The sequence below is a fragment of the Chachezhania antarctica genome, assembly GCF_003646465.1.
Taxonomy (GTDB): domain Bacteria; phylum Pseudomonadota; class Alphaproteobacteria; order Rhodobacterales; family Rhodobacteraceae; genus Chachezhania; species Chachezhania antarctica.
This window is the reverse complement of sequence record NZ_QZEX01000014.1, coordinates 69,928-88,128: the sequence shown is the minus strand read 5'-3', so window position 1 is coordinate 88,128 and position 18,201 is coordinate 69,928. Positions and strand designations below refer to the sequence as shown.

The window sequence follows — 18,201 nt, the reverse complement described above, 5'->3', positions numbered from 1 at the left end:
CCGGATGCGGACCGGGCCCCATGTGCCAAATGGCTGGTAGGGCCCGGTCTGGGTGCGTGGTGAGCGGGCCGAAACCCGCGGGTTCAGGCGTCCGGGCTCAGTTCTTCAGGCCGGCAGCGTCCACGACTTCGGTCCACTTCGCGACCTCGTCGGCGATGAACTGCTTCGATTCAGCCGGTGACATGCCTTCGACAAGGAAGCCGCGTTCGCGGAACAGCGCCTGGATATCGTCGGATTGCAGGGCGTCCGAAACGGCCGCGTAAAGCGTGTCGAGCACCTGGGGCGGGGTTCCGGCCGGGGCGAACAGACCTTGCCACGAAAACGCGGAATACCCGTCGAGCCCGGCCTCTTCCACCGTCGGCACGCCTTCCAGCAGGAAATGCTCCTGCGTTCCGGTCACCGCCAGCGGGCGCAGCCGACCCGACGTGATGTATTCCGAGGTCACGAGGATGTCGCCGAACATGGCGTCGATCTGGCCGCCCAGAAGATCCTGAAGTGCTGCGGCGCTGCCCTGGTAGGGCACGTGCACCAGGCTTGTGTCCGATACCAGCCCGAACAGTTCGGCCGACATGTGCATCGACGTGCCGACGCCCGGCGTGCCGTGGGTAAAGCTGTCGGGGTTCTCGCGGGCATAGGTCAGCACGTCTTCGACGGTTTCGAAATCGCTGTCGGACCGGACGACCAGAACCAGGGGCGACGAGATCACGATCGACACCGGATCGAAATCTTCGGTCGGCGAATAGGGCAGGTCGTCGCGCAGTGCGGCCGAAATCGCGTTCGATCCGGTGACACCCATCAGCAGGGTGTAGCCGTCCGGATCCGCGTTCGCGACATAGTTCGCGCCCACGGTCCCGCCGGCGCCGCCCCGGTTTTCGACCACGACGGGCTGACCCAGCGGCCCCGAGATCGCTTCGCCGATCTTGCGCGCCAGGAGGTCGGTCGACCCGCCCGGCGGAAAGGGCACGACGATGGTGATCGGTTCTTCCGGCCAGCTTTGCGCCATCAGGCTGCCGGCGGGCAGCGCCATGGCAAGGCCGGCCGCGGCGAATGTAGCGAGGATCTTGCGTTTCAGCACGTCCATCGTGTGTCTCCTTTGCTTCCTGTCGGGAGGGTGCCCCTTCTGGGCCGGCCGGGGCCGGTGTCTCCGGGGGCTTTTGGGGTGGGGGCGGTCATGCCGCCCCCGGGCGGGAGAACCGCTCCACACGGAACGGTTCGAGATCGATCTCGGGCGCGCGGCCCGACACGAGATTGGCAAGCTCGCGCCCGGTGGTGGCTCCGCCGCACATGCCGACATGTCCATGGCCGAAGCCCATCCATGCGTTCTGCGTGCGCGGGACCCGCCCGATGACCGGCATCGAATCCGGCAGGCAGGGGCGATGGCCCATCCATTTCGTGTGCTTGTCCGGGCGCAGGCCCGGAAATATTTCGGTACCACGGGACAGCAGCGCTTCGGCACGGCGAAAGTCCGGCGCGGCCTTCAGCCCGGCGAATTCCACCGTTCCGGCCAGCCGCAGCCCCATCTGCATCGGGTTCACCATGATGTTCTGTTCAACCGCCATCACGTTGCGCTTCAGGTCGATCCCCGGATCCTGAATGGTGACGTGATAGCCCCGCTGGCTTTCCAGCGGCACCCGCGTGCCCAGCATCCGGGTCAACTGGCCCGACCATGCGCCGGCGGCGATCACGACGCCGTCGACCTCGTGCCGGGAGCCGTCATCGAGCGTCAGCGCCGCGATCCGGTCGGCCTTGCGGTCGAAACCGGTGACGCGCGCGCGGATGTGCCCGGCGCCATCGGCTATCGCCTGGCCGTAGATCGCCTTGACGAGCGCGGAAGGGTCGGGCGTTGCGCCGTTTTCCGGTGCAAACTGGCCGAATCCGAAGCTGCCACGCAGGTCCGGCTCCAAGTCGAACAGCGCTTCGGCCTCAAGCTCCTGCATCTCGACGCCCAGCGACCGGCGCAGGTTGGCGCCCCAGGACCAGCGGTCGGCGCTTTCGCGCGATGAATACACGTAAAGACAGCCGTCGCGGCGGACCAGATCAGATGCGCCGGCGCGTTGGAGCAGTGGCATGTACGAATCGAAGACCGGGCTCAGCAGGCCGCGCAGGGCGGTCGCGATCCGGGTGACCTCGCGTTCGTTGGAATGGCGCAGGAACTGCATCAGCCAAGGCAGAACAGTGGGCAGGTAGTGGGCGCGGATGACCAGCGGCCCATCGGGATCGAGCAGCCATTTCGGCACCTTCTTCCACATCCCCGGCATGCCTACGGGCAGCACCGCACTGGGCGAAAGCGACCCGGCATTGCCGAACGAGCAGGCTTCCCCCGCCTCGTTCGGGTCGAAGAAGGTGACGCTGTGCCCGTCGCGCTGAAGCCAGCCCGCTGTCGCCGCACCGACGATGCCCGTTCCGATGATTCCGATATGCATTGTGGTGTTCCGTCTCTGTCGTGACGGGAATTGTTATCTGCAGCGCAGCATAATACAAATCAATTAATCTTCTTGATGGATCAGGAAACTTGATGCCGATCACGCTTCGCCAGTTGCAGGCCTTCCAGAGCATCGCCGACACCGGCAGTTTCACTCTTGCGGCCGAACGGCTGGGCCTTACCCAATCCGCGGTGTCGATGCAGATCCGGCAGCTGGAGGTCGAGATCGGGATGGTGCTGTTCGAACGGTCGGGCCGTGCAACCGAGCTGTCCGAATTCGGCCGCCAGATCCGCAATACCGTGTCGCGGATGCTGGTCGATCTGCAAAACCTGACCGACGGCGCGGCGGACCTGCGGGCCTTGCGACGCGGACACCTTCGGATCGCGGTGCCGCAGATCCTGGCCTGTTCCTGGTTGCCGGGCGTGCTGAGCCGATACCGGAAAGCCTATCCCGACGTGGAGCTGAGCGTGATGGATACCACCGGCGACCGCGTGGTCGAAGCGGTGGCGATGAACGACGCCGAAATCGGGCTGGGACCCGAACGGATCCTGCCGTCGGGCGTTACCGGCGACTATTTCTGGCGGTCGGCCATGCAGGTGGTCTTGCCACTTGGCCAGCCGCCAGGCCCGGAAGAACCGCTGACATGGGGCCGGTTGGGCGCGGAACGCTGGATCAGGTATTCCGATGAATTCAGCCTGCATCTCGACCGAACGGTGTTCCGCGATCCCGTCCGCGCCACTGCCGGCGCGATTTCGGTGCGGGGGCTGACGACCGCGCTGGCGCTGGTCGGGGCCGGGCAGGGGCTGACCATCGCGCCGTCCTATGCCGCGATCTTTTCTGATATCTTCGGCGTGATGTTCCGCGATCTGCCCGGACCCACCGAAAAGCGTGTTTACAACATCTATGCCCGGACCGGGCAAGATCTGTCGCCGGCGGCGCTGGCCTTTCGCACTATGGCCATGGCTGCCCGCCCCACGGCCGATCAACTGCTCGTGCGACGTTCCGGTGCCTAGTAATACCGCAGCTCCGTCGCCTTGCCGCGGAAAATCACGTAGGCCAGGATCGAATAGGCGATGATCACCGGCACGACGAAACAGGCCCCCACCAGGATGATCATCAAGCTTTCGGGGGCGGCGGCGGCCTCGTAGATGGTCAGCCGCTCTGGCACCACGTAGGGGTAGAAGCTGTAGGCCAGTCCCAGATAGGCCGCGGCGAAGATCACGCTGGCGGTGGCGAAGGGCAGCCAGTTCCACCGGTCCCCGGCAAAGGGCATGCGCCGAAGCATGATCCAGAGCGCTGCGATCAGCGCGCCCGACACGGCCGGCAGCGGGGCCAGCCACAGGATCTCGGGGAAGGAGAACCATTTCCCGAAGATCCGGTCGCTGACCAGCGGCGTTGCCATCGACACGGCGCCGACCCCCGCGATCACCGCCCACAGGCTGCGCCGCGCCCACTGCAGGGCCTTGATCTGCAGATGCCGCGTCGTCTTGTGTACCAGCCATGTCGCGCCGATGAACCCGTAGCCCGCCGCAAGACACAGCGCGGTGAGCGTGGCGAACAGATAGGTTTCCACCGTCTTTTCCAGGCCCATTATGTACAGCCCCAGCATGAAGCCCTGCGCCAGCGCCGTGATCAGCGATCCGGCGAAGAACAGGCGGTTCCACCGCACTTTGTGCCGGCTGCGGGCCTTGGCGCGGAATTCGAACGCCACGCCGCGCAGGATCAGCCCGATCAGCATCGCGAAGACCGGCAGGTACAATGTCGACAGGATCATGCCATGCGCCGTGGGGAAAGCCACCAGCAACAGTCCCACCGCCAGCACGAGCCAGGTTTCGTTGGCGTCCCAGAACGGCCCTATGGACCCGATCATGCGGTCTTGTTCCTCCGGGTCGGCGAGCGGAAAGAGGATCCCGACACCAAGGTCGAAGCCGTCGAGCACGACGTAGACGAGGATCGAGAGCCCCATGAGCGAGGCAAAGGCCCAGGGCAGCCAGTCGGCAGGGGTCGAGAAATCGGGCATCGGCTTACTCCGCGGGGTTTAGGGCAACGACCTGCGCCTTGCCCGAATGGGTCATGCTGTTGCCGGGGGCGTCGTCCCCGCGGGCGGCCTTCCGAGCGAGGTAGGCGATGACGCCGACATAGGCGATCAGCAGGGCTGCATAGATGGCGAGGTAGATCGCCAGCGTTCCCGCCACCATCGGGGCGGGCACGTCGGCCACGGCCATGTCGGTGGTCATGACCCCCGACACCAGCCAGGGCTGTCGCCCGATTTCCGTCGTATACCAGCCCGCCAGCGTCGCCACCCAGCCCGAGAACGCCATCGGCACAAGCGCCCACAGCAGCGGCTTCGGCAGGCCTTCGACCGCCATCCGGTGACCGGGGATCCGGCCGTCGTGCAGGTGACGCCGGCGCCACATGAAGAAGACGGCGCCCCAGCTCAGGGCCAGCATCGCCAGCCCGGTGCCAACCATCACCCGGAAGGACCAGAAGACCGGGGCCACGGGCGGGTGCAGGGGGGTTCCGTCGGCGGCGACGAAATCGTTCAGTCCGGGCACAATGCCATCGGCGTGGTGCGTCAGGATCATCGACGCCCCGTTCGGGATGCCCAGCTCGAACCGGTTTTCGCGGGCGGCCTCGTCGGGCAGGGCGAACAGCAGCAGCGGCACGTTCGGCCCCGTCTCCCAGTTGCCTTCAATGGCGGCGACCTTCTGGGGCTGATACTCCAGCGTGTTCAGGCCGTGCATGTCCCCCATGAAGATCTGCACAGGGATCAGCAGCGCGGCGATCGAAACCCCCGTCTTGAGCATCGCGCGCACCTCGCGCGAGCGGTCGCCGATGATCCAGCGGAAGGCCGAGACGCCCGCCACCAGGAACGCAACCGTCAGGAAGGACGCCAGCACCATGTGGGCAAAGCGATAGGGCATCGAGGGGTTGAAGACGATCGCCCACCAGTCGGTGGCATGGGCCACGCCGTCGATCATTTCGAACCCCTGCGGCGTGTGCATCCAGCTGTTCAGCACGATGATCCAGAAGGTCGACAACGTAGTGCCGAACGCCACGAGCGCGGTCGCGGTGATATGCAGCCAGGCCGGCACTCGGGAAAATCCGAACAGCATGATGCCCACGAAGGCCGCCTCAAGGAAGAAGGCGGTCAGCACCTCGTAGGCCAGCAGGGGGCCGGCGATGTTGCCCACTGTTTCCATGAAGCCGGGCCAGTTGGTCCCGAACTGGAACGACATGGTGATGCCAGACACCACGCCCATAGCAAAGCTTAGCGCGAAGATCTTCACCCAGAAACGATAGGCCGCCATCCATTTTTCGTCGCGCGTGCGCGCAAAGCGCAGCCGGAAGAATAGCAGAACCCAGCCCAGGGCTATGGTGATCGTCGGGAACAGGATGTGAAAAGATATGTTTGCCGCGAACTGGATGCGGCTGAGCAGAAGGGTGTCGAGCGCTTCCATTCATTCGTGTCCTATTTCAGCTTTTCGACGACGGCAGGTAGCCACCGACCTTTTCGATGACGCCCGCGATCCGGCTGCCATATGTCATCAGGCGCACCAGCTGCTCGGTCTCGAGCCGGGCCATGTCCTCGTAAAAACCGGTCATCATCTCGATCATCTCGCGCAGTTCGGAAATCCGCGCTTCGGAGTAGTCGTCCCCGACGGGCCCCTGCATTTCGAGCGTGCGAAGCTTGGTCAGGGTCGGATCGATCTCGCGTTTCTTGCGCTCCTCGATCAGGATTCGGACGATTTCCCACAGGTCGTCGGGCGTGGTGAAATGGTCCTTGCGGTCGCCGGGGACGTGCTTCAGTCGCACCAGCCGCCAGGCCTGCAGTTCCTTCAGCCCCATCGACGTGTTCGACCGGCTGATCCCCAGCGCCTCGGTGATCTGGTCGGCATTCAGCGCATCCGCCGACAGGAACAGCAGGGCGTAGATCTGACCAACGGTCCGGTTGATCCCCCAACGGCTGCCCATTTCACCGAAGTGCAGAACGAACTCCTGGTGCAGCGGGGACATGTTCATAGGCCAAGACTTTTTCTTGCAGAGTTTTCAGAAATTTCTGAAATTGTAGATAGGGTGGCGTCTCCGAAGATCAACGCGGTCTGCGCTTGCTCACGGAATGGTCATCCGGCACTCCGCCCGGATGCACCTCATCAACAAATCACGCCGCTGGGTAGAAACCATCAAGGCAAAGGTTACGACAGAGTCCCTGAAATTTATTTCATGAACTGCAGAATATCCTTCCCATTGTTGACGTGTCCAAAACGCGCTCGTAGCGTCCCTGCAATGAATGCCGCGGAGTGAAAGATATTGCGGCGTCATGAGAACCCGGGATCACACCGGGTGCAACGGGAGGAGCAATATGACCAAACGATTCAAAGCCCCGGCCTTGGCCGGAATGATGACGGCTGTCCTGGCCGCAACCCCGCTGGCGGCAGAGGAGGGCAAGGGCTCTCTGATGTGCGAGCCGGGGGAGACCTATATCATGAACGTCATGGTATCGGCGCATCCCTACTGGGTGCCGGTATACGAGGCGTTCCACCAAGCGGCCGAGGCCTTCGGTTGCGAGACCGTCTTCTCGGGCACGCCGGATTACGACATCTCGAAACAGATCGCTTCGTTCGAGCAGGATGTCGTGCGCCAGCCCGCCGGTGTGCTGCTGCACCCGATGCAGTCGGATCCGTTCATCGAGCCGATCAACCAGGCGATGGCGCAGGGTATCGAGGTCGTGACCTTCGCGGCGGATTCGCCGCTGTCGGATCGCACGGCCTACATCACGTCGGACAACCATGCCGAAGCCAAGTTCGCCGCCGAGGAGATCGTGGCGCAGCGCGGCGAGGCGGGGGAGTACGCGGTTCTGGAAAACCCGGGCCAGTCGAACCACGATCTGCGTGTGACCTCGCTGATCGACTACATGGAAGCCAACCATCCGGACTGGAAACTGGTCGGACGGCAGGCCACGAACCAGGACAGCACCGCCGCCTACCGGGCGATGTCGTCGATCGTGCAGGCCAATCCGGAACTTGACGCGGTGTGGATCCCCGAAGCCGGTTCGGCCGAAGGCGCCGTGGCCGCGATCCAGGAGGCAGGGGCGGACGTGCTGGTGATGCACGCCGACATCACGCCCACGATGCTGGAGCATATCCGCGCCGGCAACGTGCACATGGCGCTGAACCCGAACCAGGGCATCCAGGGCTTCATGGGCTTCGTGGCGCTGCACCTGGCCAACAACGCCGAGGTGTTCGAGCCGTTCAACGATTACAAGACATCCGGCTATAACCCGTTCCAGATCCCCTTCATGGACAACGGCTTTGCCGTCATCACGAAGGAAAACGCCGACGATTTCGATCTAAACGCGTACATGGACGGCCGGTAAGGCCTGTCTGAGCATTGCGGCGCGACGGCAGGGTCCGTCGGCCGCACCCGTCCGGGGGGAGGGAAACTGGGTTTATGGATGACGTCGTTCTGAAAATTTCGGATGTGCACAAATCCTTCGGGGCGATCCATGCGCTGAAGGGTGTCGATTTCGAACTGAAACGCGGTGAGATCCATGCTCTTGCCGGGGAAAACGGCGCGGGCAAGTCGACGCTGATGAACGTCATCGACGGTATCCTTGCGCCAGACAGCGGAACGATCTTCTGGAATGGCGCGGCGGTGACCATCGCCTCGCCCACCGAGGCGCAGAAACTGGGGATCGGGCTGGTTCATCAGGAAATCGCGCTGTGCCCGGACGTGTCGGTCGCCGAAAACATCCTGATGCCGCAGACGAACCTGAGCCGGAAGTTCTTCGTGGATTACGCGGCCCTTGAGGCCAAGGCGGGCGAGGTGCTGCGCCAGCTGGCCGACATTGATCCGCGGGCGCGCACCGGGGACCTCTCGATCTCGAACCAGCAGCTGGTCGAGATCGCGAAGGCGCTGACGCTGGACTGCAAGGTGCTGATCCTTGACGAACCCACCGCCGCCCTGACCGAGCGCGAGGCGCAGCTTCTGTTCGGCATCATGCGCAGGCTGGCCGATCAAGGCATCGGGATCATCTACATTTCCCACCGCATGGTGGAGATCTTCGACAATTGCGACCGGGTGACCGTGTTCCGCGATGGCAGCTATATCACGACGATGGACGTGGCCCAGATCACGCCGCCGGACGTCGTCAAGGCGATGGTGGGCCGGGTCATCGACGACCTGTATCCCGCCAAGCAGGCTGAACCGGATGACAACGTCATTCTGAGCGTCCGCGATCTGAGCGAGGCCACGCGGTTCAGGGACGTGTCCTTCGACCTTCACCATGGCGAAGTGCTGGGCATCGCCGGCCTGATCGGCGCCGGGCGCAGCGAGATCGTGAAGGGTATCTGCCGGATCGAGGGCGAGGTGACGGGCGAGGTCCGGCTGAACGGCAAGGCCCTTACCTTGCGCGATTACGGCGACAGCATCGACGCGGGCATGGTCTACCTGTCCGAAGACAGGAAGGGCTCGGGCCTGTTTCTGGACATGTCGATTGCGGAGAATATCTCGGCGCTCGACCTGTCGCGGATCTCGCGGCGCGGCGGCATGATCGACAGCCGCGGCGAACGCGAACGGGCGCGGGCCCTGGGCGAACGGCTGGGGCTGAAATACGGCAAGCTGACCGATCCGGTGTCGTCGCTTTCGGGCGGCAACCAGCAGAAGGTGGCGATTGCCAAGATGCTGTCGGTCGATCCCGACCTGATCTTCCTGGACGAACCCACCCGCGGCGTGGACGTGGGCGCCAAGGCCGAGATTCACCGGATCCTGCGCGACCTTGCCCGAAGCGGGGTCGGGATCGTGGTGATCTCGTCGGAATTGCCTGAACTGATCGGGCTGTGCGACCGGATCCTTGTCATCCGCGAAGGGCGGATAAGCGGCGAGGTCGCAGGCGACGACATGACCGAGGAGGCGATCATGAGCCTTGCTTCGGTCCTGGAACACGAGGGAGCGGACGCGTGAGGGGGAGCAGCGTGGAACAGGCAATCGAAGCGGGAGAGGCCCCGCGGGACGGCCGGGGAATGGCGGCGGCCAAGGGGCTGTTGAAGATGCGCGAGACGGGGCTGATCGCGATCATCCTGCTTCTGATCGTCGTGATGTCCTTCGCCTCGCCCTATTTCCTGACATGGGTGAACATCCGCACCGTCATCATGGCCTTCGCCGTCGAAGGTATCGTGGTGGTGGGCATGACGATCCTGCTGATCTCGGGCGGGATCGACCTTTCGGTGGGTTCGGTCACCGCGCTGGCCATGGTGATCGGCGGCTGGCTGTTCCTGGCAGGTTTCGACCCATGGGTCGCGTCCCTGATTGCCATCGGCTGCTGTACCGCCGTGGGTGCGTTCATGGGGTTCTTCGTGACGAAGATCGGCCTGCACCATTTTATCGTGTCGCTGGCCGTCATGGTCATCGCGCGGGGGATCTGCCTTCTGGGCACCGGCGGGCGACCGCTGGGCCTTTACACCCTGCCGCCCGAATTCAAGTTCATCGGGCAGGGGTCCATCGGGCCGATCCCGGTGGTGATCCTGACCTTCCTGGCCGTGGTCGCGATCTTCGACATCCTGCTGCGCCGCACGACCATGTTCCGCAAGGTGTTCTACACCGGCAGCAACGAACGTGCGGCGGCCTATTCCGGGATCCGTACCAAGCGGGTGATCTTCGCCACCACCACCCTGTGCTCGGCCCTGTGTGGTGTGGCCGGGGTCATCTACATGGCACGCTTCGGATCGGCCCAGCCTACCTTCGGATTGGGGATGGAGCTGAACGTCATCGCGGCGGCCGTGATCGGCGGGGCCAGCCTGAACGGCGGCACCGGCACGATCCTGGGTGCGATCCTTGGCGCGGCGCTTCTGTCGCTGGTGTCCAGCTCGCTCGCGCTGCTCGACGTGTCGGTCTACTGGCAGGACATCATCCGGGGGTCGATCTTGCTGGCGGCGGTGACGATCGATCTCTTCCTGAACAAGCGACGGGGATAGGGCCACGATGATGCAGGATCCCACCCTCGACTTCGAACTTGCGCGCCTGATCCAGACGGTCCTGACGCTGCACTTCATCGAAGGCATGAAGCAGTCCGAAATCGCCGAACGGCTGAACATGTCCCATTCCAAGGTGAACCGGCTGATCGCGCAGGGTCGGAAGCTGGGCATGGTGAAAATCACCATCGACACGCCCTTCCCAAGGCTGGCCGAGCTTGAGGCGCAATTGTGCGCCGCCAGCGATCTTCGGACCGCGGTGGTCACGCCGTCTGTGCTGGGTAACGCTGAAACCACTTTGAACCAGGTCGGGCGCGCGGCCGCAGGGCTTCTGCTGGAAAACCTGCGCGACGGGGACGTGATCGCCATCTCCGGCGGACGGGCTGTCAGCGCCGTGGTGGAAAACCTCGTGCCCGAACGGCCCATGGACGTGACGGTGGTGCCGCTGACGGGCGGAGTGCAGGGCAAGTTCTATACTGACGTGAACCGCTTGGTCTCGCTGCTGGCGGAACGGCTGCAGGGGCGCGCGATGCTGCTGCACGCGCCGCTGTTTGCCGAGAACCGCCAGCAATGCGAGATGCTGAAGGACATGGCCCAGGTGCGCGAGATCATAGACCTGGCCCGCCGCGCCGATGTCGCGCTGACGGGCGTGGGATCGGTCGCGCCCAGCGGGTCCAGCTACTACGACCTGAACCCGGTGCCACAGGCCGACCGCGAGATGCTGGTCCGCATGGGGGTCGAAGCCGAATTTCTTGCCCACCTGATCGGCCGCGACGGGACTGTGGCTGATTATGAACTGAACAAGCGCCTTGTCGCGGTCGACCCGGCCGAGCTCGACGCCTGCCGCGCCGTGATCGGCGTGGCCTCGGGCCCGCAGAAGGCCCGGCCGCTGAAGGCGGTGCTCAATGGCGGCTTCCTGCATTCGCTCGTCTCGGACGAAGTGACGGTGACCGCCCTTCTTGAAGACTGGAAAGGATCGAAGAATGTCGCATGATATGCTCCGCCGCCCCATCGGCGCCTCGGGGATCGAAGCCTCGGCCGTGGGTCTTGGGACATGGGCCATCGGGGGCTGGATGTGGGGCGGCACGAATGAGGCCGCCTCCATCGCCGCGATCCGAACCTCGCTGGATGAAGGAATCACGCTGATCGACACCGCGCCCGCCTACGGACAGGGCGTGGCCGAAGAGATCGTGGGCCGCGCCATTGCCGGGCGGCGGGACGAGGTCGTGCTGGCCACGAAATGCGGGCTGGTCTGGCACACGCAGCAGGGCAACCACTTCTTCGATTACGACAGCGGGCCGGTGCATCGCTACCTGGGCCGCGAGTCGATCATCCACGAGGTCGAGGAAAGCCTGCGCCGCCTGGGTACCGATTACATCGACCACTACATCACGCACTGGCAGGATCCGACGACGCCGCTGGACGAAACGATAGAGGCGCTGGAGCGTCTGAAGGCGTCGGGCAAGATCCGGTCCATCGGCGCCAGCAATACCTCGGCCGAGGATGTGGCGGCCTATCTGAAGGCCGGCCAGCTGGACGCGGTGCAGGAGGAATATTCCATGGTCCGCCACGGACTGGAGGACACGATCCTGCCCCTGTGCCGCGAGAACGGCGTGTCGGTGCTGAGCTATTCGTCCCTTGCCCTTGGCCTGCTGAGCGGCCGGATGGGGCCGGACCGGACCTTCACCGGCGATGACCAGCGCAAGGACAACCCGCTGTTTTCCCGCGAGAACCGGGAACGGGTCGAAACCCTGATGCAGGAGATCGATCCCATCGCCGAAACCCATGGAGCGACCCGTGCGCAGATCGTGATCGCGTGGACGCTGCAACAGCCGGGGATCACCTTCTCGCTGTGCGGGGCCCGCAACGCCCACCAGGCGCGCGAAAATGCGGCGGCCGGGCGCATCCGGCTGGGTCAGGACGAGGTCGAAGCCATTACCGCGGCGGCAGCAAGGCACCTGACACCGCTCGCCGCCTGACGGCCGGCCGATACCGAGAAAACCGAATGCCCGCCGGAAGCACGGTTTCCGGCGCAGGAGAACGTCATGCCGATGCAAAGAAGCGATAGCCTGAGGCGCGTCCGCGAGAACGCCCGCTTCGATGCGGTCGTGATCGGCGGGGGGATCAACGGGCTGGGCGTCTATCGCGATCTGTCCCTGCAGGGCCTTCGGGTCCTGCTGGTGGAGCGGAACGATTTCTGTTCGGGGTGCAGCGCCGCGCCGTCGCGGATGATCCATGGCGGGCTGCGGTATCTTGAGAACGGCGAATTCGGGCTGGTGCGGGAATCGCTGGCCGAACGCGATGCCCTGCTGCGAAACGCGCCGCACATGGTCCGCCCCTTGCCCACCACGGTGCCGATCGTGCCGGTTCTGTCGGGGTTGTGGAATGCGGCGGCCAGCTTCCTTGGCCGCACCGGCCGCCCGGCACGGCGTGGTGCGGTGCCGATCAAGCTGGGCCTGTCCCTGTATGACTTCGTTTCGCGCACGGCCCGGCAACTGCCGCCGCACCGGTTCCGCAGCGCCCGCAAGACGCGGGAGATCTGGCCGGATCTGTTTCCGGACCTGACCTGTTCGGCCACCTATCACGACGCGTGGATCTCCTATCCCGAGCGGCTGGGGATCGAGTTGATGCTGGATGCGGTTGAAACCGGGTCGGGCTCGGCCGCGCTGAACTATGCCGAAGTGGTGCGCGAGGGGGACGGCCATGTCCTGATCGACCGGGAGACGGGGGACCGGCTGCCCCTGACGCCGCGGATCATCGTCAACGCTGCCGGCGCGTGGGTGGACGAGGTGCGGAACGGCCTGTCCCCGGGCGGGGGCAATGTGCCGTTCGTCACCGGCACCAAGGGATCGCACCTGATCCTCGACAACCCCGACCTTGAGCGCGCGCTTGGCGGCCACATGATGTTCTTCGAGAACGTCGATGGCCGGGTCTGCATCGTGTTCCCCTACCTTGGCCGCGTGCTGGCGGGATCGACCGATATCCGCGTGTCCGAAGTGACCCGCACGCGCTGCGAACCGGACGAACGCGACTATATCCTCGTGTCGCTCCGGCGGCTGTTTCCCGGCATCGCGGTGGGGGAGGAAGACATCGTCTTCAGCTACAGCGGCATCCGGCCCCTGCCGACAAGCGACGCCGATTTCACCGGGCGCATCAGCCGGGGCCATTTCGTGCGGCGGGTGGACGGCCCCGTGCCCCAGTTCTGCATGATCGGTGGCAAGTGGACCACCTTCCGCGCCTTCGCGACCGAGACGTCGGACATGGTGCTGGCCGAACTGGGAACCGAACGGCAGGTCGATACACGCGACCTCGCCATAGGCGGCGGGCGGGACTTCCGGGGCGCGGCGCCGCTGGCGCAGGCCCTTGTTGATCATTTCGGCATTTCCGGCCCCCGCGCCGCGCATCTTGTTGACCTCTACGGCAGCCGTGCCGACGACGTCATGGCTTACTGTGCCGCGGCAACGGGCGATCACCCGCTTGCTCGCGATCTTCAGATGACGTCTGCCGAAATCGCCTGGCTCATCCGTCATGAACAGGTCGTGCATCTGTCCGACATCGTTCTGCGCCGTACGCCGCTGGCGATCACCGGGCGGATCGACCGGGCGCTGGTGGATGCCATCGCCTCCATTGCCGCCGCCGAACTTGGCTGGTCGGACGACGAAACCCACGCCCAGTGCGCGGCCCTTGTCGCCGAACTGGACGCCTATCACGGGGTATCGCCCCGCACACTTGATCAAAGAACCCAGAACAGGAGCAGCACAGCATGCGCATCAGTCCCAAAGCCCGCATGAACCGGATGTTCACCAATGGCGGATGCCTCGACGTCGCCATCGACCATGGCGTCTGCAACGAGCCGAGCTTCCTGAACGGTCTAGAAGACATGGCCGGGGTCGTAGATACCCTGATCGACGCTGGCCCCGACGCGATCCAGATGACATACGGGCAGGCCGATCTGCTCCAGTCGCGGCCGGAAAAGACGAAGCCCGCGCTGGTCATGCGCATCGACATGGGCAACCCCTATAACGACACCCGCCACCGGGTGATGTGGTCCGAGCTTCAGAACGCAGACGAACCCATCATCGGCGCGCTGGAGATGGATGCCGCCTGCGTGGTGGTGAACCTGTTCATGCTGCCGGACGAGCCCGAGCTCTTCCGTCAGTGCGTGTCGAACATCGCGCGCGTCCGTGCGTCGTGCCAGAAATACGGCATGCCCCTGATGATCGAACCGCTGGTCATGCTGCCCAACGACGTGCGCGGCGGCTACCAGGTGGATGGCAATGCCGAAAAGATCGTGACGCTGGTCCGGCTTGCAAGCGAGATGGGGGCCGACATCATCAAGGCCGACCCGACCGACGATCCAGAGGAATTTCACCGCGTGATCGAAGCCGCCCGCGTGCCGGTGCTGGTGCGCGGCGGCGGCAAGGCGGATCTGAAGGACGTGCTGATGCGGTCGGCCCGGTTGATGGCGCAGGGCGCGCAGGGGATGGTCTATGGGCGCAACATCTATCAGCATGACAATCCGCGCGCCGTGGTCGCGGCCCTGATGGCCCTGATCCACGATGGCGCGGATGGCGAAGCCGCGTGGGAGATCTACCGGAATGGCTGAGACGGCGCGCTACCTGCTGGGGCTGGATGCAGGGAACACGGTCATCAAGGCCGTGCTTTTCGATGCGGATGGCCGCCAGCTGGCGGCCCGGGCACTGGATGGCCGGTCGGTCAGCCCCGCGCCGGGACGCGTCGAACGGGACATGGACGAGCTGTGGGCGAACGCGGGCGAGGTGATCCGCGCCTGCATCGCCGAGGCGGGGATCGCACCCGAAGACATCGCCGCCGTGGGCTGCGCGGGTCATGGCAACGGGCTATATATTGTCGATGGCGACGGGGCGTCGGTGATCGGGATACAGTCGCTCGATACCCGCGCGTCGGACATGGCGGCGGAGCTTTCGGCCAAAGCAGGCGAGGCGCTGTTCGACCTGTGCCTGCAAAAGCCGTGGCCATCGCAGACGCCCATGCTGCTGGCATGGATCAAGCGCCACGCACCGGAGCTTTATGCCCGCGCGGCGACGGTGCTGTTGTGCAAGGACGTGATCAATTTTCGCCTGACGGGCGAACGCACCAGCGACGTGTCCGACATGTCGGGCTGTGGCCTCGTGCAGATGCCCGATGGCGTCTACGACGACCGGCTGATGTCGCTCTATGGTCTGGACGATGCGGTGGGGATGCTGCCGAGACTGATCGATCCGACCGGGATCGCGGGCCACGTCACGGAAGATGCCGCGCGGACGACCGGCCTTGCCCCCGGCACGCCTGTCATCGGCGGCTTCTTCGACGTGATCGCCAGCGCGCTGGGTTCGGGCGTGGTCCATGCCGGGCAGGCGTCCCTGATCGTGGGGACGTGGAGCATCAACCAGGTGGTGTCGGAAACGCCCATCACCTCGGACGACGTGTTCATGGTCGCGGGCTTCGGGCCGGGGCGCTTCATGAACATCGAATCCAGCGCGACGTCGGCCGCGAACCTTGAATGGTACGTGCGCGAATTCGTCGAACGCGGCGGCCATCATGATGACCCGTTCGGCCAGTGCAGCGCCCGCATTGCCGAGGTCACGCCGGACGCGGGCGATCCGATCTACCTGCCGTTTCTATATGGCTCGCGCTTGGGATCGGACTTCCGCGCGGGGCTTTACGGGCTGGGCGGCTGGCACGGCGAAGGCCATGTGCTTCGCGCCATCTACGAAGGCGTGATGTTCGAACACCGGCGGCATGTCGGCGTGTTGCGGGCGGCGGGGCTCGTTGTCTCGTCCGCGACGCTTTCGGGTGGCGGTACGCGCAGCCCGGTCTGGCCGCAGATGTTTGCCGACGGGCTGGGCCTGCCGGTGACGGTGGCTGAATCGCAGGAAACCGGGGCCCTGGGCGCGGCCATCGGGGCGGCTGTTGCCGCCGGTCTGCATCCGGATCTGGAAAGCGCCGTGGCCGCGATGACCCGCACGAAATCCCGCCTGGCGCCGGACCCGGACATGCAGGCGCATTACGACGCGCGCTACCATCGCTTCACCGCCATCCGCGATGCGATGCGCCCGCTGTGGGCCGAAGACGCCCGAAAGGCGCAGGCATGACCGCGGACGACCTGGACGGACAGTACGACTACATCATCGTCGGCGCCGGTACGGCCGGGTGCGTGCTGGCCAACCGCCTGACGGAAGACCCGAAATGCCGGGTTCTGTTGCTGGAGGCCGGCGGATCCGACCGGTATCACTGGGTGCGCATCCCGGTCGGATACCTTTATTGCATGGGCAATCCCCGAACCGACTGGATGATGAAAACGCAACCCGAACCTGGCCTGAACGGTCGCGCGCTGTCCTATCCGCGCGGCAAGGTGCTGGGCGGATGTTCGTCGATCAACGGCATGATCTACATGCGCGGGCAGGCGGCGGATTACGACCACTGGCGCCAGCTGGGCAATGTTGGCTGGGCGTGGGACGATGTCCTGCCCTTCTTCCTGCACTCCGAAGATCACCACGCCGGCAGGACCGACCTGCACGGCTCGGGTGGGGCATGGAAGGTCGCGCCTCAACGGCTACAATGGCAGATCCTGCGCGAGGTGCAGGAGGCCGCGCGCGAACTGGGGATCGAACCGCGTGCCGATTTCAACGATGGCAACAACGAAGGCAGCGGCTTTTTCGAGGTCAACCAAAAGAACGGCCAGCGCTGGAACACGGCCCGGGGTTTCCTGCGCCCGGCACTGAAACTCGGCAACCTGCGGCTGCTGACCCATGCCGAGACGGAGCATTTGATACTCGACGGCCGCCGCGCCACCGGCGTGCGGTTCCGGCACGATGATCAGTCCCGCACGGCCCATGCCGCGCGCGGCGTGATCCTTGCGGCGGGCGCAATCCATTCCCCGAAACTGCTGGAGCTGTCGGGTATCGGCGATCCCGACCGTCTGTCCGAACTGGGCATCGAACCGCGCCACGCCCTGCCCGAGGTGGGCGAGAACCTGCAGGATCACCTGCAGATCCGCACCGTTTTCGGGGTGAAGAATGCCCGCACGCTCAACACCATGGCCAATTCCCTGGCCGGAAAAGCCCGGATGGGGCTGGAATACGCGCTGACCCGTGGCGGGCCGCTGTCGATGGCGCCCAGCCAGTTCGGGATGTTCACACGCTCGGACCCGTCGCTGGCGACGCCCGATCTGGAGTATCATGTGCAACCCCTGTCGACCGACAAGCTGGGCGATCCGCTGCACCCCTATCCGGCGATCACCGTTTCCGTCTGCAACCTGCGGCCGGAAAGCCGGGGCACAAGCCACGCCGTTTCGGCAGACATGAAGATCCACCCGGAGATCCGCCCCAACTACCTCAGCGCCGAACGGGATCGGCTGGTGGCCCTGAAAACCGTTCGGCAGGCGCGCCGGATCATGGCGGCGCGCGCGCTGTCCCGGTTCGAGCCGACCGAGCTGTTGCCCGGCCCGGGCGTGGAAGACGACGCGGCAATCCTTGATGCCATCGGCACCATCGCCACGACGATCTTCCACCCGGTCGGCACCTGCAGGATGGGGGAGGATGCCGGAGCCGTGGTCGACCCCCGGTTGCGCGTGAACGGCATTGACGGGCTACGTATCGTCGATGCCTCGATCATGCCGCGGATCGTGTCGGGCAACACGGCCAGCCCCGTGGTCATGATCGCCGAAAAGGCCGCCCGGATGATCGCGGAAGACAGAAGATAAATGGATTGTTCCAATAAAGATCAGATTGACGTTCTGACTGAGCGTGGTTGCCCGTTTGCGATCTACGCAAACCTTGCGGCGTGAT

The 18,201-nt window shown here is 65.0% G+C and carries 15 protein-coding genes; 10 read left to right on the top strand and 5 right to left on the bottom strand.

Going from position 1 to position 18,201, the window contains the following annotated elements; genetic code table 11:
• Positions 1 to 97: 97 nt before the first annotated feature.
• Positions 98 to 1,081 (bottom strand): Bug family tripartite tricarboxylate transporter substrate binding protein, encoded by a 984-nt coding sequence (locus D4754_RS20770; RefSeq protein WP_240453960.1) that lies wholly within the window; start codon positions 1,079 to 1,081, stop codon positions 98 to 100.
• A gap of 88 nt (positions 1,082 to 1,169) precedes the next feature.
• Entirely contained in the window at positions 1,170 to 2,423 is a 1,254-nt protein-coding gene (locus D4754_RS20765; RefSeq protein WP_121067580.1) for an NAD(P)/FAD-dependent oxidoreductase, read from the bottom strand.
• Between the two features lie 92 nt (positions 2,424 to 2,515).
• On the opposite strand from D4754_RS20765, the gene D4754_RS20760 reads away from it, so the two are divergent.
• Entirely contained in the window at positions 2,516 to 3,436 is a 921-nt protein-coding gene (locus D4754_RS20760; RefSeq protein WP_121067577.1) for a LysR family transcriptional regulator, read from the top strand.
• Here the strand turns inward: D4754_RS20760 and D4754_RS20755 are convergent.
• From D4754_RS20755 to D4754_RS20745, 3 genes are read right to left on the bottom strand one after another with little or no spacing between them, the layout of a single operon-like run.
• Positions 3,433 to 4,443, bottom strand: coding sequence for a cytochrome d ubiquinol oxidase subunit II (locus D4754_RS20755; protein ID WP_121067574.1), 1,011 nt, complete (start codon positions 4,441 to 4,443; stop codon positions 3,433 to 3,435). The two genes, D4754_RS20760 and D4754_RS20755, sit on opposite strands and share 4 nt — an antisense overlap.
• Before the next feature lie 4 nt (positions 4,444 to 4,447).
• Positions 4,448 to 5,884 carry a cytochrome ubiquinol oxidase subunit I gene (locus tag D4754_RS20750; RefSeq protein WP_121067571.1) on the bottom strand — a complete coding sequence of 479 codons (1,437 nt, stop codon included), beginning with the start codon at positions 5,882 to 5,884 and terminating at the stop codon, positions 4,448 to 4,450.
• Positions 5,885 to 5,900: 16 nt separating this feature from the next.
• Entirely contained in the window at positions 5,901 to 6,446 is a 546-nt protein-coding gene (locus tag D4754_RS20745; RefSeq protein ID WP_121067568.1) for a GbsR/MarR family transcriptional regulator, read from the bottom strand.
• Positions 6,447 to 6,786: 340 nt separating this feature from the next.
• Between D4754_RS20745 and D4754_RS20740 the strand changes: the two genes are divergently transcribed.
• The 9 genes from D4754_RS20740 to D4754_RS20700 all read left to right on the top strand — a co-directional run bounded on the left by D4754_RS20740 (position 6,787) and on the right by D4754_RS20700 (position 18,116).
• On the top strand, positions 6,787 to 7,800 hold the full coding sequence (locus D4754_RS20740; protein ID WP_121067565.1) for a substrate-binding domain-containing protein: 1,014 nt from the start codon (positions 6,787 to 6,789) through the stop codon (positions 7,798 to 7,800).
• Positions 7,801 to 7,874: 74 nt separating this feature from the next.
• Entirely contained in the window at positions 7,875 to 9,386 is a 1,512-nt protein-coding gene (locus D4754_RS20735) for a sugar ABC transporter ATP-binding protein (protein ID WP_121067562.1), read from the top strand.
• A gap of 11 nt (positions 9,387 to 9,397) precedes the next feature.
• Positions 9,398 to 10,396 carry an ABC transporter permease gene (locus D4754_RS20730; protein ID WP_240453959.1) on the top strand — a complete coding sequence of 333 codons (999 nt, stop codon included), beginning with the start codon at positions 9,398 to 9,400 and terminating at the stop codon, positions 10,394 to 10,396.
• Positions 10,397 to 10,406: 10 nt separating this feature from the next.
• On the top strand, positions 10,407 to 11,387 hold the full coding sequence (locus D4754_RS20725; protein ID WP_121067637.1) for a sugar-binding transcriptional regulator: 981 nt from the start codon (positions 10,407 to 10,409) through the stop codon (positions 11,385 to 11,387).
• Positions 11,377 to 12,372: an aldo/keto reductase gene (locus D4754_RS20720; protein ID WP_121067556.1), complete on the top strand. Its 996-nt coding sequence runs from the start codon at positions 11,377 to 11,379 to the stop codon at positions 12,370 to 12,372. Before D4754_RS20725 ends, D4754_RS20720 begins: the two co-directional genes overlap by 11 nt.
• A gap of 66 nt (positions 12,373 to 12,438) precedes the next feature.
• Positions 12,439 to 14,184 (top strand): glycerol-3-phosphate dehydrogenase/oxidase, encoded by a 1,746-nt coding sequence (locus D4754_RS20715; protein ID WP_121067553.1) that lies wholly within the window; start codon positions 12,439 to 12,441, stop codon positions 14,182 to 14,184.
• Positions 14,157 to 14,999 (top strand): class I fructose-bisphosphate aldolase, encoded by an 843-nt coding sequence (locus D4754_RS20710; RefSeq protein WP_121067550.1) that lies wholly within the window; start codon positions 14,157 to 14,159, stop codon positions 14,997 to 14,999. Before D4754_RS20715 ends, D4754_RS20710 begins: the two co-directional genes overlap by 28 nt.
• The gene (locus tag D4754_RS20705; RefSeq protein ID WP_121067547.1) at positions 14,992 to 16,506 is read left to right on the top strand and encodes an FGGY-family carbohydrate kinase; all 1,515 of its coding nucleotides are present in this window, start codon (positions 14,992 to 14,994) and stop codon (positions 16,504 to 16,506) included. The genes D4754_RS20710 and D4754_RS20705 overlap by 8 nt, the downstream gene beginning before the upstream one ends.
• Positions 16,503 to 18,116, top strand: coding sequence for a GMC family oxidoreductase (locus D4754_RS20700; RefSeq protein ID WP_121067544.1), 1,614 nt, complete (start codon positions 16,503 to 16,505; stop codon positions 18,114 to 18,116). Before D4754_RS20705 ends, D4754_RS20700 begins: the two co-directional genes overlap by 4 nt.
• The last annotated feature ends 85 nt before the right edge of the window (positions 18,117 to 18,201 follow it).